The sequence below is a fragment of the Inhella proteolytica genome, from assembly GCF_016093275.1.
Lineage (GTDB): Bacteria > Pseudomonadota > Gammaproteobacteria > Burkholderiales > Burkholderiaceae_C > Inhella > Inhella proteolytica.
In genome coordinates this window covers 1-13,937 of sequence record NZ_JAEDAK010000023.1, presented here as the reverse complement: position 1 = coordinate 13,937, position 13,937 = coordinate 1, and the positions used below count along the sequence as shown (strand labels likewise).

The following is a 13,937-nucleotide window of genomic DNA, read 5'->3' as shown; positions in this document are numbered from 1 at the left end:
GATCCGGAAGGATCAGAAGTTGTGGCGCACGCCCATGGCCAGCGAGCTGAACTCAGCATCGGCCGCGGAGGTGTTCTTGTTCAGATCGCGCTTCGTGTAGAAGGCGTAGACCTTGGTGCGCTTGCTCAGGTTGTAGTTGTAGCCCAGGGTCCACTGATCCTGCTTGGGCGACAGCACGGTGGCGCCGTTCTTGGCCTGGCTGGCCTGGCCGACGTTCACGTGGAACTCGCTGGCGCCCATGGCGTACATGGCAGCCAAACGCCACACGTCACGAGTGTCTGCACCCACATCGTCCTTCTGGTAGTAGCCGCCCACCACAAACGGGCCGGCTTCCACCAGGGCGCGCACGGCCCACTGGTTCATGTCGCCCTGCTTGCTGTAGCCGAAGCCGCCGTGGAAGGGGCCGGCGTCGTAGTTCATGGCGAAATCGGTGCCGTTCTTCTCGACCTTTTCGCCCGCGGTGCCGGCGATCGAGGCGCTGAAGCCGCCCATGGTCGGGGTCATGTACATGACCTTGTTCTTGTTCAGGAAGGGGCCACCGTACAGGTAGTCAGCCGAGGTGCCCGTGTCATGGTTGTGCATGCTCACGTAGTCGGCGGTGGCGAAGTACGACTCGGGGGTGATGTTGCCCAGGCGGATGGCGCCAAAAGAACCCGCCAGCTGAACCCAAGCCTCACGGCCCCAGAAGGTGGCGTTGGCAGCGCCGGTGTCCGACGCGAAGCCATGCTCCAGCTGGAAGCTGGCCTTCAGACCGCCGCCCATGTCTTCGGTGCCCTTGAAGCCGATACGCGAAGAGTTGTTCTGCACCACCCACTTGCGGGCCTGATTGTTTTCTTTTTGATTCTCGACCGTGGTGTTCAGACGGCCGTACAGGGTGACCGAGCTTTGAGCGAACGCCGGAGCTGCGACAGCGGCAGCCACCAGAGCGATGGCGGACAGAGTGAATTTCTTCATCATTGGCCTTACGTTTGGGGTTGAGAGGGTGCTCCGGAATGGGGCACCTGATTCAAGGTCGGGGCAGTATAGGCAGCGGGTTTTCGCGCATTCCCGCCTTCGACGCGTAATTGCAACACCGTGACTTCGGCCATCTTTGGGGCCGTCAAAGCGTCTCCCACAACACGGGGCAATCCTTGTGCGCGGCCCGCTGCAAGAGCTCCCGCAGGGGCCAGGCGCGCTGGCGCAACTGCGGGTCGGGCAAGCCATCGTTTGCCTCGCCCTCGTCCGGTTCGGCGCCGGGCACGGGCAGGGACACGGGCAATTGTTCGGCGCGGTCCAGGCGGTGCAGCGCGGCGGCAATCTGCTCGGGCAGGAAGATGCCCTGGGGCGCCGGCTCGCGCCCGAGCGCGCGCAAGACCAAGTCGGCATGCGCGCCGAGCATCAGCACATCGGCGCCCGCCTTGGAGTGGAAGCGCAGCATCGGGCCTCAGGCGTCCAGGGGGCTGGCTTCGCTGGCGTGAAAGTAATAGGCGAAGCGGGCCCGCGGGCGCAGGTAGAGCGTCGCGGCCCGCGGCAGGTCGACCGACTTGAGGCTGCGCCGGATGCCCAGCGTGGGGCTCTCTTCCAGATTGAGCGACAGCGCCTGGTCCGACGGCACATGGGCGTCGTAGACCATCACGCGCGGCTTGAGGGGGCGGCTGGAGTTCACCGCCACCACCAGGGCGTAGCGGTCGTCGGTCAGCTGCACGATCGAGCCGGGCGGGTAGACGCCCATCATGCGGATGAAGGCGTTCAGCATGGTGGCGTCGAATCGGCTGCGGCCCTGGGCAAACATCAGCGACAGGGCCTCGTGCGGCGTCAGGCTCTTGGAGCTGACGGCCGGATTGCACAGACCGTCGAAGCGGTTCACCAGGGCCACCACGCGGGCCAGCGGGTGCATGCGCTCCCCACTGAGCTTCTGCGGGAAGCCGGTGCCATCGGCATGCTCATGGTGCTGGGCGATCACGGCCAGTGCATCGGGGCCCAGCAGCATGTTCTGCGCCAGCTTGACGCCCTTGGCCACGTGCTCCTGGTAGGCCAGCAGCTCGATCGAGTTGAACTGCTCGCCACGGTGGCGGAAGCGGCTTTCCACCTCGAGCTTGCCCACATCGTGCAGCAGCGCGCCGGTGCCCAGGGCCAGCAGTTCTTCTTCGCCCAGGCCGCAGGCGCGGCCCAGCAGCAGGGCCACCAGGCTCACGTTCAGGGCGTGCGCGGTGGCGCGGTCACCGGCCGCCTCGTTGAGCAGGCGCAGGTTCAGATCACCGGCCACCAGCATCTTGTCGAGCAAGCTGCGCGTGAGCAGCATCGCCTGCTGCCCGGCTGCGCGCGGATCGGAGAAAACCAGACCCATCAGCTCGGTCAGGGCCTGGGCGGCTTCACCGTACTGGGCTTCGCACTGGGCCAGTTGGTCCTGCTGGGCCTTGAGCGCGGCGCGGCGTGCCTGGGCCACCTGCTCGGCGGGGTCCGGCGGGGCTGCTTCGGTGGCGGTTGATGGGGTCGCGACGGCTTCGGGCGCGGCGGGGGCCGGTTCTTCCAGCAGGCTCTTGGCGGGGCTCCAGCGCACCTGCTTCAGACCGAGACGGCGCAACACCACCAGCTGGTCTTCCGAGCTGATGCGGAAGCTGGAGAGCGGGAAGGGATGCCGCATCCAGCCCACGTCCAGGTGGATGAACATGCCTACTTTGAGCTGCGCGATGTCGATCAGTTCTTCGCTGGCCATGCGCGTGAACGAGGGGAGTCGGGAGGGAAGTATCACCCGTCCCAACCACAATGGCGGCACTCTGGAGACCCCAATGACCCAAGCCTATCTCTGTGAGGCCCTGCGCACGCCCATCGGGCGCTATGCGGGGGCCTTGTCTGCCGTGCGTGCCGATGACCTGGCGGCCCATGTATTGCTGGCCCTGCGCGAGCGTCAGCCGAACCTGGATTGGTCGGCCGTGGACGATGTGATCCTGGGCTGCGCCAACCAGGCCGGCGAGGACAACCGCAACGTCGCCCGCATGGCCGCCTTGCTGGCCGGCCTGCCGCTGGATGTGCCCGGCACCACCGTGAACCGGCTCTGCGGCTCGGGCCTGGATGCCGTGGGTCTGGCGGCCCGTTCCATCAGAGCCGGCGACGCCGACCTGATGATTGCCGGCGGCGTGGAGAGCATGAGCCGCGCCCCGTTCGTGATGCCCAAGGCGACCGAGGCCTTCGCGCGCAGCAATGCGGTCTACGACACGACGATCGGCTGGCGCTTCGTCAACCCCTTGATGAAGGCGCTGTTCGGCGTTGACGCCATGCCCGAGACGGCCGAGAACGTCGCCACGGACTTCGGCATCTCCCGCCAGGACCAGGACCGCTTCGCCCTGGCCAGCCAGAACAAGACCCTGGCGGCACGCGAGCGTGGTTTCTTCGCCCGCGAGATCGTGCCCGTCAGCATCCCGCAGAAAAAGGGCGACGCGATCCTGGTCGACCAGGACGAGCATCCGCGTGCCACCAGCCTGGAGGCGCTGGCCAAGCTCAAGCCCATCGTGCGCCCGGACGGCACGGTGACGGCCGGCAATGCCAGCGGCGTCAACGATGGCGCTTGTGCGCTGATCCTGGCCAGCGAGACCGCGGCCCGCATCCACGGCCTGACGCCGCGTGCCCGTGTGCTGGGCATGGCCACGGCCGGCGTGGCGCCGCGCATCATGGGCATCGGCCCGGTGCCGGCCACGCGCAAGCTGCTGGCCCGCCTGGGTCTGACGCTCGGTGATTTCGACCTCATCGAGCTCAACGAGGCCTTTGCCGCACAGGGCCTGGCGGTGCTGCGTCAGTTGGAAATTGCCGACGATGATCCGCGCGTCAACCCGAACGGCGGGGCCATCGCGCTCGGCCATCCGCTGGGCATGAGCGGTGCCCGCCTGGTGACCACGGCGCTGAACCAACTGGAGGCCGCGGGCGGCCGACGGGCGCTGTGCACCATGTGCATCGGCGTCGGCCAGGGCATCGCGCTCGCCATCGAGCGGCTGTGAGCCCCGCGCCGCGCGCCGGCCTGCGCCAGCTCTTTGAGGCGGCGGTGGCTGCCGCGCTGCCGGCGCGCGTGTTGCCCGCCGCGCTGCCACCGCCACCGCGCGGGCGCACCGTGGTGCTGGGCCTGGGCAAGGGCGCCTGGGCCATGGGCGCGGCGCTCGAAGCCGCTTGGCCGGCGGACCGTCCCTTGAGCGGCGTGCTGGTGGCGCCACGCGGCAGCACTCGTCCGGCCTTGCAGCGCTTGCAGGCGCTGGAGGGTGCGCACCCAGTGCCCGATGCCAGCAGCCTGGCCGCCGCCCAGGCCCTGCTGGCGGCCACCCAGGGCCTGGGCGCGGACGATCTGGTCATCGCGCTGCTCTCGGGCGGCGCCTCGGCCCTGGCGACGCTGCCGCTGACGGGCCTGAGCCTGGCCGATCTGCAGGCTGTGAACCGCGCCTTGCTCGCCAGCGGCGCGCCCATCGATGCCATGAACACCTTGCGCAAGCATTTGTGTGCGCTCAAGGGCGGCCGCCTGGCCGCGGCCTGTGGCGGCGCGCCGCTGCTGACGCTGGCGATCTCCGACATCCCTGGCGACCGCCTGGACCTGATTGGTTCGGGCCCCACGCTGGCCGACCCCAGCTCCTGCACCGATGCGCTGGACGTGGCGCATACCTTTGACATTCCGCTGCCCGAGGCGGCGCAGCAGGGGCTGCGCAGCGGCGCCTTCGAAACCCCGAAAGCCTTGCCCGCCGCGCAGCCTGCGCAGTTGCTGGCCTCGCCGGCCCTGGCGCTGCAGGCCGCCGCGAAGCTCGCGCAGCGCTGGGGCCTGCGCGTGGAGCTGCTGGGCGATGCCTTGCAGGGCGAGGCCCGCGAAATTGGCCGTGAGTTGGCCGGGCGCTGCCTGACACCTGGCCTCTATTTGAGTGGGGGCGAAACCACCGTGACGCTGCGCCACGCCCAACCTGGCCAGGGCGGGCGCAATGCCGAATGCCTGCTGGCCGCGCTGCTGGCTTGGCAAGACCGCCCCGGCCTGCACGCCTTGATGGCCGACACCGATGGCATCGACGGCGCCAGCCCCTGGGCCGGCGCCACTTGCGGGCCCGAGACCTGGGCACGGGCGCAGGCCCAGGGCCTGGATCTGGCCGCGGCCCTGGAACGCCATGACGCTGGCGGTGCCTTCCATGCGCTGGGCGAAAGCCTGCTCACCGGCCCGACCGGGACCAACGTCAATGACTTCCGGGCCATCTGGGTGGGCTGAGTGCCGCACCCGGGCCCGGCATCAGCGCGACTCGTTCAACCAGTAGCGCTGCCGCAAGTAGGGACTGACGCGGTAGCGCTCGCTGCGCGTGTGTTCCCACAACCGGTCCAACAACTGACAAACCGGCGCCACCCCCAGCAGCCTCAGCCACTCGAAGGGGCCGGCCGGGTAGTTGACGCCGAGCTTCATGGCGGTGTCGGCGCCCGCCTCATTGCACACGCCCTGCCAGACCGCATCGGCGCCCTCGTTGACGAGCATCGCCAGCGTGCGCGCCACCAGCAGGCCCGGGGTGTCGCGCAGGGGCACGGCCAGGAAGCCGGCGGCGGCCAGGGCCTCCTGGGCGGCGCGTTGGGCGCCGGCCTGCACATGGGGGCCATAGGCCAGCGCCAGCGCGGTGCCGGCTTGGCCGGGCAGGCACCAATCCAGCACCGCCATGGGATTGCTGTGGCCGGCCGCGCGCTCCACGGCGCAGCGGCCGTCGGTCAGCATCAGGTCGATGACGCCGTCGCCCACGCGCAGCCCAGACCACTCGCTGTCGCCCTGGCGCGCCACGCCGGGCAGGCGCTGGGCCAGGGCGTCCACCGCGGCGCCGCGGCCGTAGAGCTGGAGCGCGGGCGCGTGCTCGGGCGTGCTCGGGGCGGGCAGGCGCTCCGGCTCGCCCACATAAAAGCCCTTGCCGACCTTGCGGCCCAGGCGGCCGCCGTCCACCAGGGCTTGCTGCACCACGCTGGGCTGGTAGCGGCGGTCGCCGAAGTTCGCCTCCCAGACCGAGCGGGTGACGAGGTTGTTGGTGTCCTGGCCGATCAGGTCCATCAGCTCGCAGGGCCCCATGCGAAAGCCCGCGGCGCGCAGACAGGCGTCCAGTTGGGCCGGGCTGCCGGCATGTTCCTGCAGCAGGGCCAGGGTCTCGGCGTAGTAGGGCCGGGCGATGCGGTTGACGATGAAGCCCGGCGTCGACGCCGCGCGCACCGGCACCTTGCCCCAGGCGCGCGCCAGCTCTTCGGTGGCCGCGGCCACGGCGGGGTCCGTTTCCAGGCCGGACACCACCTCGACCAGCTTCATCAGCGGCACCGGGTTGAAGAAGTGCATGCCCACCAAGCGCTCGGGGTGAGCCAGCCCATTGCCCAGCGCCGTGATGCTGATCGACGAGGTGTTGGAGGCCAGGATGGCGCCGGGCGGCAGCAGGGCGTCGAGCTCGCGCAGCAGCGCCCGCTTGGGTTCGAGCAGCTCGACGATGACCTCCACCACCAGCGCGCAGTCGGCCAGCTCGGCCACGCTGCCCGCGGGCTGCAGGCGCGCCAGCGCGGCCGTGCGCGCGTCGGCTTCCAGCTTGCCCTTGGCGACGAGGCCGGCCAGCGTCTCGCTTAAGCGGGCGATGCTGCTGGCCGCAAAGCCCTCGCGGGCATCCAGCAGCTTGACCGGATGGCCGGCCAGTGCGGCGATCTGGGCGATGCCGATGCCCATGACCCCGGCGCCGACGATGCCGACGCAGGCGCCGGCCAGAACGTGAAATTCACTCATGGCTGGATGCTCCAGGTGGCGGGGCGCTTTTCAGTGAATGCGGCAAAGCCCTCGCGCGCTTCGGGCGTGCTGCGCACGCGGGCGATGGTGGCGGCGGTGAGCGCTTGCGCCTCGGGTCCGAAGTCGCCCGGGCGCAGCTGGGCGAACAGGGCCTTGATCTCGGCCTGCGCCTGCGGGCCGCTGGCCAGCAGCTCGGTCAGCGTGGCCTCGATGGCGGCGTCGAGCTCGGCGGCCGGCACGGTCTGCTGCACCAGGCCCAGGCGCAGGGCCTCGGCGGCGCCGATGCGGTGCGCCATCAGCGCCAGGCGTTGCGCCTGGCGCGGGCCGGCAGCGCGAATGACATAGGGGCCGATGACGGCGGGCAGGATGCCGAAGCGCGCCTCACTGACGGCGAACTGCGCGTCCTCGGTGGCGATGGCGATGTCGCAGGCGCAGGCCAGACCCACGCCGCCACCCAGGGCCAAGCCCTGCACGCGCGCAACGGTGGGTTTGGGGCAGGCGGCCAGCGCGGCCAACATGGCGGCAAAGGCCTGGGCGTCGGCGCGGTTCACGTCTTCGGGCGCGGCGGCGGCGCGGCGCATCCAGCCGATGTCGGCGCCGGCGCTGAAGTGCTTGCCGGCGCCGGCCAGCACCAGCACGCGCACGGCGGGGTCGGCAACACAGGCCTGCACGGCCTGGTGCAGGGCCTGGATCAGGGCTTCGTCGAAGGCATTGAAGCGTTCCGGCCGGTGCATGGTCAGCGTGGCGACGCCGCGCGCATCGGTTTGGACTTGCAGGGATTCATGGGCTTGCATCCCTGCAGTATCGATTTCAAAGCCGGATCGGCAGCTGGCGGATCCTGCGGCCGGTGAGCGTGGCCAGGGCGTTGCAGACGGCTGGCGCGGTCGGCGGGGTGCCGGGTTCGCCCACGCCGCCGGGTGGCGCCGTGCTGGGCACCAGGTGCACGTCGATCTGCGGCGTCTCGGCCAGGCTCAGCAGGGGCTGTTCGGGGAAGTTGCGCTGCTGCACGGCGCCGTTCGCGATCGTGATCTCGCCATGCAGTGCGGCCGTCAGGCCGAACAGGATCGAGCCCTCCATCTGCGCCCGCACCGTGTCCGGGTGCACGAGGGTGCCGGCGTCGAGCGCGCAGACCACGCGGTGCACGCGCGGGCGCCCGGCCTCGATCGAGACCTCGGCCACCTGGGCGCAGATCGAGCCGAAGCTCTCGTGCAGGGCGATGCCGCGCGCCCGGCCGGCGGGCAGTGCGCTGCTCCAGCCGGCCTGGGTGGCTGCCAGGCGCAGCACGGCGAGATGGCGCGGGTGCCGCGCCAGCAGGGCCTCGCGGTAGCGCAAGGGGTCCTGCCCGGCGGCGTGGGCCAGCTCATCCAGAAAGCATTCGGTGAAGAAGGCGTTCAGGCTGTGGCCCACGCTGCGCCAACTGCCCACCGGCACGCCCAGCGGCACGCGCAGCTGGCGCACGCGCAGATGGGGAATGGCGTAGGGCAGCTCGAACGCCCCCTCGATGTGGTTCTTGTCGGGCAGATCGGCCGCCAGACCGGGCAGCAGGCGCGCCACCGTGTCGGTGCCAACGGAAGGCCCGGCGACCTGGTTCAGCCAGGCCATCGGCAGGCCGTCGGGGCCCAGCGTGGCCTCGAAGCGCGCCATCGCCAGGGGGCGGTAGACATCGTGGGTGAAGTCCTCCTCGCGGTTCCACAGCAGCTTGACCGGCGCGCCGCCGCAGCGCATCGCAATGGCGACCGCCTGTTCGATGACGTCCGTTTCCAGGCGCCGGCCAAAGCCGCCGCCGAGGTAGGTCGTTTCCACCGTCACCCGCTCCTGCGCCACGCCGGCCACCTGCGCCGCCTTCCAGCGCGCCAGCGAAGCGACCTGCGTCGGGCACCAGACATGCACCTGGCCGTCCTTCACCTGGGCCGTGCAGTTCAGCGGCTCCAGCGCCGCATGGGCCAGGAAGGGGGCCTCGTACTCGGCGCGCAGCACCGCACCGGCCCGCGCCAGCACGGCGCGCGCGTCGCCGTCATTGCGAAAACCGGTGCCGCTGTGCTGGTCCAGCGCGCGCTGCAGCGTCTGGCGCATGCCGGCCGTGTCCAGCCCGGCGCGCGGGCCCGCATGGAAGCGTGGGGGATGGGCCTTGAGTGCGGCTTCGGCGCGCCACCAGCTGTCGGCCACGACGACGGCGCTGCCTTCATTCAGCAGGAAGGCGTCGAACACGCCGCGTCGCTGCCGGATCGCTTCGACCTCGAAACGCACCACGCTGCCGCCGAAGCTCGGCGCCTGGCGCAAGGCTGCATGGCGCAGCCCGGGCAGCTGCACGTCGATGCCGTAGCGGGCCAGTCCCTGCACCTTGGCCGGCAGGTCCAGGCGCGGAGGGCTGCGGCCGATCAGGCTCCAGTCTTCGCGGCGCTTGAGCGGCAGTTCGTGCGCCGGGCTGAGTTGCGCCGCCTCGGCGGCGAGCTCGCCATAGCCCAGGCGGCGCTCGCCGTGCAGCACGAAGCCGCCCGCCGTCTTGAGCTCCGCCAGGGGCCGCTGCCAGCGCGCCGCGGCGGCCTGCAGCAGCAGGTTGCGGGCCGCGGCGCCGGCCAGGCGCAGCGGCTCCCAGGCATCGCGCACGCTGCTGCTGCCGCCGGTGACCTGCAGGCCCAGGCTGTAGCCCAGGCGCTGCGCGGCGCCCCGTGCGAAGCGGGCGAGCGCGCCGTCGTCATCGGGCTGCAGGGGCAGCACATTCAGCAGCAAGGCCGCGTTGGCGTAGACGGGAGCCCCGGTGGCGTCATGCACGCCCACCTGCGCCCAGTCCGCGTCCAGTTCCTCGGCCAGCAGTTGCGCCAGCGCGGTGTGCACGCCCTGGCCCATTTCGGCGCGCGGCACGGCCACGCTGACCCGCCCATCGCGGCCGATCTGGACCCAGGCATTTAGCGCCACGCCGTCGCCCTGCGGGGGCTGCGGCGCGCCGCGGCCCGTCCCAAGCCGGCTGCGGGCGTCGGGCGGCTGCAGGCCCACCCCCACGAGCAGGGCGCCACCGGCTGCCGCCGCACCGGCAATCAGAAAGCCGCGCCGCTTCATGGCAGCTGAGCGCGCCGCAGGGCACGGCGGATGCGCGGGTAGGTGCCGCAGCGGCAGAGATTGGTCATAGCCGCTTCGATCTGCGCTTCGCTCGGCTGCGGGTGCCGGCGCAGCAAGGCGTGCGCCGCCATCAGCATGCCGCTCTGGCAGTAGCCGCATTGCGGCACCTGCTCGGCCAGCCAGGCGGCCTGCAGGCGTTGCATCAGCGCGTCGTCGCGCAAGCCTTCCAGCGTGGTGACCTGCCGGCCTTGCAGGCCGCCCAGCGGCAGCATGCAGCTGCGGGCGGCTTCGCCGTCCAGGTGCACGGTGCAGGCGCCGCAGGCGGCGACGCCGCAGCCGAACTTGGTGGCCGTCAGGCCCAGTTCGTCGCGCAGCGCCCAGAGCAGGGGCATGTCGGGTTCCAGGTTCAGATCCTGGGTGTGGCGGTTGATTTCAAGGACGGGCATGGGCGCACCTTACGCCGCGGCGCCCCGGGCGTCGTGGCAGGAAAGCCGCGAGCGTAGGATTAAAGCCAGCTTGAAGGTCAAGGGGGATCCATGCGCATCGGTGAATTGGCGGCTGCAGTGGGCATTCGCGCCTCGGCCATTCGCTTCTATGAGGCCAGTGGTCTGCTGCCCGAGGGGCGGCGCGGCGCGAATGGGTATCGCGACTATGACGATGCCGCGCTCAAGCGCCTGCAGATGATCCAACTCGCGCAGCGTCTGGGCTTTTCGCTCGAAACCCTGCGCGGCCTGTTTGCCGCCGCCCGGCCTGGCGCGCTGCCGAAGGAAGAGATCCTGCGTGAGCTGCAGCGCCGGCGCGACGAGATTGCGGCGCTGCGCGAACAACTGGACGCCCAGGAGCGCGAACTGCTGGGGCTGATGGCAGCCTGCGAGACCCAGTGGACCTCGGGCGCTTGCCTGGACCTGACCCGGGTGGCGCCAGCCGAGGCGGTGCAGCGCTCCCGCTAGCGCGGCCGGGCTCGGGTTGCCGGCCTTGCCAGACGAGGGTTCTTGGCCGACGCTTGCCGGGTTGCAAAACCGCGCCATCCGCCGTGACCGTGAGCAAGCCCGATCCGCTTCAGGCCGCGCTGGCGGCCGCCGTGCACCAATTGCACGCGGCCGACGAAGTCTGGAAGCTCGCCCTGGAGGCCAGCGGCGATGGCGTATGGGACTGGTACATCCAGGCCGGCGTCGAGCTCTACTCGGCCGGCTTCCTGCAGATCTACGGTTACAGCCCCGACGATCTGGAGGCCAACCCGGCCATCATCGATTCGCTCACCCACCCCGACGACCGCGAGCAGATGAGCCGCGACCGCCAGGCCCACTTCGACGGCCTCACGCCGGTCTACAGCAACGAGCACCGGGTGCGCTGCAAGGACGGCAGCTGGAAGTGGGTGCAGACCCGCGGCATGGTGATCGCGCGCGACGAGCAGGGGCGGCCCTTGCGCATGGTGGGCACTCACACCGACATCACGGAGCGCAAACGGGTCGAGGCGCTGACCTGGCGACAGGCCAACTACGACGCCCTCACCGACCTGCCCAACCGGCGCCTGTTGGCCGAGCGCCTGGGCAACGAGATGAAAAAGGTGCGGCGCGAGGGCCGCCACCTGGCCCTGCTGGCGTTGGACCTGGACCGCTTCAAAGAAGTGAACGACCGCCTCGGACATGACGCCGGCGACGAACTGCTGCGCCAGGCGGCCCGGCGCATCGCCAACTGCATCCGGGAGGTGGACATGGTGGCGCGCCTGGGGGGTGACGAGTTCATCGTGCTGCTGGCCGATCTGCAGGGTGAGCCCAGCAGCGTGGAGCGCGTGGCCAACGCCCTGGTGAACAGTCTTGCGCAGCCCTTCGCGCTGGCCGACAGCCAGCAGACCGTTTCGGTCAGCGTGGGCATCGCCCTCTTTCCGGCGGACGCGGACGATGCCCAGCATCTCTTCAAGCGCGCCGATCAGGCCCTCTATGCCGCCAAGCATGCTGGGCGCAATGGCTACCGCTTTGCGGGGCGGGCCGTGCATGAGGCCGCCCAGGCACGCAGCCGGCTTGGCGCCGAACTGCGACTAGCGCTGGAGCGCCAGGAGTTCTGCCTGCATTTCCAGCCGGTGCTGCCGGCCGACGGCGGGGCCTGCACGCAGGCCGAGGTCTTGCTCCGTTGGCGCCACCCGGTGCTGGGCCTGCTGGGCCCAGGCTCCTTTCTCGCGCTTGCCGAGAGCAGCGGTCTGATTTGCGAGATCGGCGCCTGGGTGTTGCAGGACGCGGCGGCGCAACTCAAGGCCTGGCGGCGGGAGCTGCAACCCGAGCTCAGCCTGGCAGTGAACCTGTCCGGCACGCAGCTGCGCGAATGGGGCTGCAGCGTTACGGACTGGGCGGCGCGCCTGTTGCGCCTGGGAGTGCCGGGCTCCGGCCTGGTGCTGGACCTGCGCGAAGCCCAGCTGCGCGACCCGCAGATCCGCGGGCTCATGCAGCTCCCCGCGCTGCGCGCCGCCGGCATCGGCCTGGCGCTGGACGACTTCGGCGCCGGCGACAGCATGCTGCACAGCCTGCGCCATCCCGGCCTGAGCCAGCTCAAGTTCTCACGCGAGCTCCTGGCCGATCTGCGGCCAGGCAGCCGCGAAGCCGATTGGCTCGCCGCCCTGGTACAGCTGGCCGGAACCTGTGGCCTGAACACCGTGGCCAAAGGGGTAGAGACCGCGGTGCAGGCGCGCATGCTGATCAGTCTGGGTGTGGGCGCGCTGCAGGGGCACCACCTGGCCCCCGCCATTCCGGCCAGCGAATTTCGGGCCTGGCTGGACCGGCACAAGAACCAATTGCCGCCCGGCGCCGCGCCGGGCTAGGCTGCCGGCATGAGCACACGCCTGAACTTCGACCACTTCACCCAATGGATCACCGCCGCGGCGCGCGAGCATTCGCACCAGCTGGCAGACCATGTGGTCGAACGGACGGGCGCGAGCCGGCGCGCTGCCCAAGCCATGCTCAAGCGCCTGGTGGATGCCGGCTGGCTGCAGCGCGAGGGCGGCTTCAGCCGGCCGGTCTACAGCCCGGGCGCGCTGCGCCAGGTGGTGCGCAGCTATCCCCTGTACGGGCTGCAGGAAGACTTGCCCTGGCAGCGCGACTACGCCCCCAACTTCAGCCTGCCAGCGCATGTCGGCCGCATGGTTCAGCACGCCTTCACCGAGTTGCTGAACAACGCGATTGATCACAGCGGAGGAACTTCGGTCACCGTCAGCCTGCGCCAGACCCCCACCCACGTGCAGCTGCTGGTCAGCGATGACGGCTGTGGCGTCTTCCAAAAGATCGCTGGCACGTACGACATCGCAGACCCCAGCCTGGCCATGCTGGAGCTCAGCAAGGGCCGCCTGACCACCGCGCCGCAGGAGCACACCGGCCGTGGGCTGTTCTTCAGCAGCCAGCTGGCCGACGTATTTGATCTGCACGCCAACGGCACGGCCTACCAGCGCCGCGCCTGGGACAGCAGCGGCTGGCGTCCTGGCAAGGCGCTGCCGCGCCAAGGCACCAGCATCTACTTTGCGGTGGCGCTCGACACCACGCGCACCTTGGATCAGGTGCTGGGTGCCTGGAGTTTGGACGGCAGCGGCATTGCCTTCGACCGCACGGTCATCAGCTTGCGCCTGCTGGCCGGCCCCGGCCAGGCGCTCGACAGCCGGGCGCAGGCGCGCCGCGTCACCGCGCGCCTGGAGCGCTTCAAGCGCGCAGAGATTGACTTCGATGGCGTGCCCGACATCGGGCACGCGTTTGCCGACGAGCTCTTCCGCGTGTTCGGCATGAACCACCGCAGCGTGGAACTGGTGCCCTTGAATGCCAATCGCCGCATCCTGGCGCTGATCGACAACGCGCGATCGGGCTGAGGGCGGCGTGCTTGCTTATAAAGAAGCGTGATCGTTCGGGCTCGGCGCAAGCCGGAGTCTGTCGAATCGCCCCACGCTGCACCTGCCTGTGAAAGAGAGGGGCTCACCCTGAGCCAGGACCCCCTCGCTGCCCCTGATGCCAGGCATTCGAGCGCAGCATTCGGAGAGCGCTTGCGCCGTTCTCAAAATCCTTGCTATAGTGGCGGGCTTCGCTGATCGAAACGCCCTCGGGCAACTCCTGATGGAGGTCGGTTGGTAAAGGATGTTGAGTTTGGGTTGCGAAGAAATTTTCGATCCAGGTGTTGACAG

At 70.2% G+C, this 13,937-nt stretch carries 13 protein-coding genes; 5 read left to right on the top strand and 8 right to left on the bottom strand.

Annotation, left to right across the window (positions count from 1 at the left end):
* Nucleotides 1-12: 12 nt before the first annotated feature.
* The 3 genes from I7X39_RS21410 to I7X39_RS21400 all read right to left on the bottom strand — a co-directional run bounded on the left by I7X39_RS21410 (nt 13) and on the right by I7X39_RS21400 (nt 2,695).
* Nucleotides 13-954 (bottom strand): porin, encoded by a 942-nt coding sequence (locus tag I7X39_RS21410; protein WP_198113407.1) that lies wholly within the window; start codon nt 952-954, stop codon nt 13-15.
* 145 nt (nt 955-1,099) lie between these two features.
* Nucleotides 1,100-1,417 carry a DUF1840 domain-containing protein gene (locus I7X39_RS21405; RefSeq protein WP_198113405.1) on the bottom strand — a complete coding sequence of 106 codons (318 nt, stop codon included), beginning with the start codon at nt 1,415-1,417 and terminating at the stop codon, nt 1,100-1,102.
* A 6-nt stretch (nt 1,418-1,423) separates the two neighbouring features.
* A complete protein-coding gene (locus I7X39_RS21400; RefSeq protein WP_198113403.1) occupies nt 1,424-2,695 on the bottom strand; it encodes a cyclic di-GMP phosphodiesterase in 1,272 nt (423 codons plus the stop codon).
* 73 nt (nt 2,696-2,768) lie between these two features.
* Between I7X39_RS21400 and pcaF the strand changes: the two genes are divergently transcribed.
* Both pcaF and I7X39_RS21390 read left to right on the top strand, forming a co-directional pair.
* Entirely contained in the window at nt 2,769-3,971 is a 1,203-nt protein-coding gene (gene pcaF, locus I7X39_RS21395) for a 3-oxoadipyl-CoA thiolase (protein WP_198113401.1), read from the top strand.
* Nucleotides 3,968-5,206 carry a glycerate kinase type-2 family protein gene (locus I7X39_RS21390; protein ID WP_198113399.1) on the top strand — a complete coding sequence of 413 codons (1,239 nt, stop codon included), beginning with the start codon at nt 3,968-3,970 and terminating at the stop codon, nt 5,204-5,206. The genes pcaF and I7X39_RS21390 overlap by 4 nt, the downstream gene beginning before the upstream one ends.
* 21 nt (nt 5,207-5,227) lie before the next feature.
* Here I7X39_RS21390 and I7X39_RS21385 read toward each other — a convergent pair whose 3' ends face one another.
* Genes I7X39_RS21385 through I7X39_RS21370 form a run of 4 tightly spaced genes read right to left on the bottom strand, consistent with a single transcriptional unit; the run spans nt 5,228 to nt 10,230 of the window.
* Nucleotides 5,228-6,727 (bottom strand): 3-hydroxyacyl-CoA dehydrogenase, encoded by a 1,500-nt coding sequence (locus I7X39_RS21385; protein WP_198113397.1) that lies wholly within the window; start codon nt 6,725-6,727, stop codon nt 5,228-5,230.
* The gene (locus I7X39_RS21380) at nt 6,724-7,521 is read right to left on the bottom strand and encodes an enoyl-CoA hydratase-related protein (protein ID WP_198113395.1); all 798 of its coding nucleotides are present in this window, start codon (nt 7,519-7,521) and stop codon (nt 6,724-6,726) included. Before I7X39_RS21380 ends, I7X39_RS21385 begins: the two co-directional genes overlap by 4 nt.
* Before the next feature lie 16 nt (nt 7,522-7,537).
* Entirely contained in the window at nt 7,538-9,784 is a 2,247-nt protein-coding gene (locus tag I7X39_RS21375) for a xanthine dehydrogenase family protein molybdopterin-binding subunit (RefSeq protein ID WP_198113394.1), read from the bottom strand.
* A complete protein-coding gene (locus tag I7X39_RS21370) occupies nt 9,781-10,230 on the bottom strand; it encodes a (2Fe-2S)-binding protein (RefSeq protein ID WP_198113392.1) in 450 nt (149 codons plus the stop codon). Before I7X39_RS21370 ends, I7X39_RS21375 begins: the two co-directional genes overlap by 4 nt.
* Nucleotides 10,231-10,320: 90 nt before the next feature.
* Between I7X39_RS21370 and I7X39_RS21365 the strand changes: the two genes are divergently transcribed.
* From I7X39_RS21365 to I7X39_RS21355, 3 genes are all read left to right on the top strand, one after another.
* Nucleotides 10,321-10,734, top strand: coding sequence for a MerR family transcriptional regulator (locus I7X39_RS21365; protein WP_198113390.1), 414 nt, complete (start codon nt 10,321-10,323; stop codon nt 10,732-10,734).
* A gap of 89 nt (nt 10,735-10,823) precedes the next feature.
* A complete protein-coding gene (locus I7X39_RS21360; RefSeq protein ID WP_198113388.1) occupies nt 10,824-12,596 on the top strand; it encodes a putative bifunctional diguanylate cyclase/phosphodiesterase in 1,773 nt (590 codons plus the stop codon).
* 9 nt (nt 12,597-12,605) lie between these two features.
* Nucleotides 12,606-13,628, top strand: a complete 1,023-nt coding sequence (locus I7X39_RS21355) for an STAS-like domain-containing protein (RefSeq protein WP_198113385.1) — start codon at nt 12,606-12,608, stop codon at nt 13,626-13,628.
* Between the two features lie 103 nt (nt 13,629-13,731).
* Here I7X39_RS21355 and I7X39_RS23435 read toward each other — a convergent pair.
* Nucleotides 13,732-13,937 (bottom strand): hypothetical protein (locus I7X39_RS23435; protein WP_232352113.1); only part of this gene is annotated, 206 nt, incomplete at its 5' end.

Excerpts from the sequence above, each read along its gene's own strand:
- I7X39_RS21410 (WP_198113407.1), bottom strand. The coding sequence starts at position 954 with ATGAAGAAATTCACTCTGTCCGCCATCGCTCTGGTGGCTGCCGCTGTC.
- I7X39_RS21405 (WP_198113405.1), bottom strand. The coding sequence starts at position 1,417 with ATGCTGCGCTTCCACTCCAAGGCGGGCGCCGATGTGCTGATGCTCGGC.
- I7X39_RS21400 (WP_198113403.1), bottom strand. The coding sequence starts at position 2,695 with ATGGCCAGCGAAGAACTGATCGACATCGCGCAGCTCAAAGTAGGCATG.
- pcaF (WP_198113401.1), top strand. The coding sequence starts at position 2,769 with ATGACCCAAGCCTATCTCTGTGAGGCCCTGCGCACGCCCATCGGGCGC.
- I7X39_RS21385 (WP_198113397.1), bottom strand. The coding sequence starts at position 6,727 with ATGAGTGAATTTCACGTTCTGGCCGGCGCCTGCGTCGGCATCGTCGGC.
- I7X39_RS21380 (WP_198113395.1), bottom strand. The coding sequence starts at position 7,521 with ATGCAAGCCCATGAATCCCTGCAAGTCCAAACCGATGCGCGCGGCGTC.
- I7X39_RS21375 (WP_198113394.1), bottom strand. The coding sequence starts at position 9,784 with ATGAAGCGGCGCGGCTTTCTGATTGCCGGTGCGGCGGCAGCCGGTGGC.
- I7X39_RS21370 (WP_198113392.1), bottom strand. The coding sequence starts at position 10,230 with ATGCCCGTCCTTGAAATCAACCGCCACACCCAGGATCTGAACCTGGAA.
- I7X39_RS21365 (WP_198113390.1), top strand. The coding sequence starts at position 10,321 with ATGCGCATCGGTGAATTGGCGGCTGCAGTGGGCATTCGCGCCTCGGCC.
- I7X39_RS21355 (WP_198113385.1), top strand. The coding sequence starts at position 12,606 with ATGAGCACACGCCTGAACTTCGACCACTTCACCCAATGGATCACCGCC.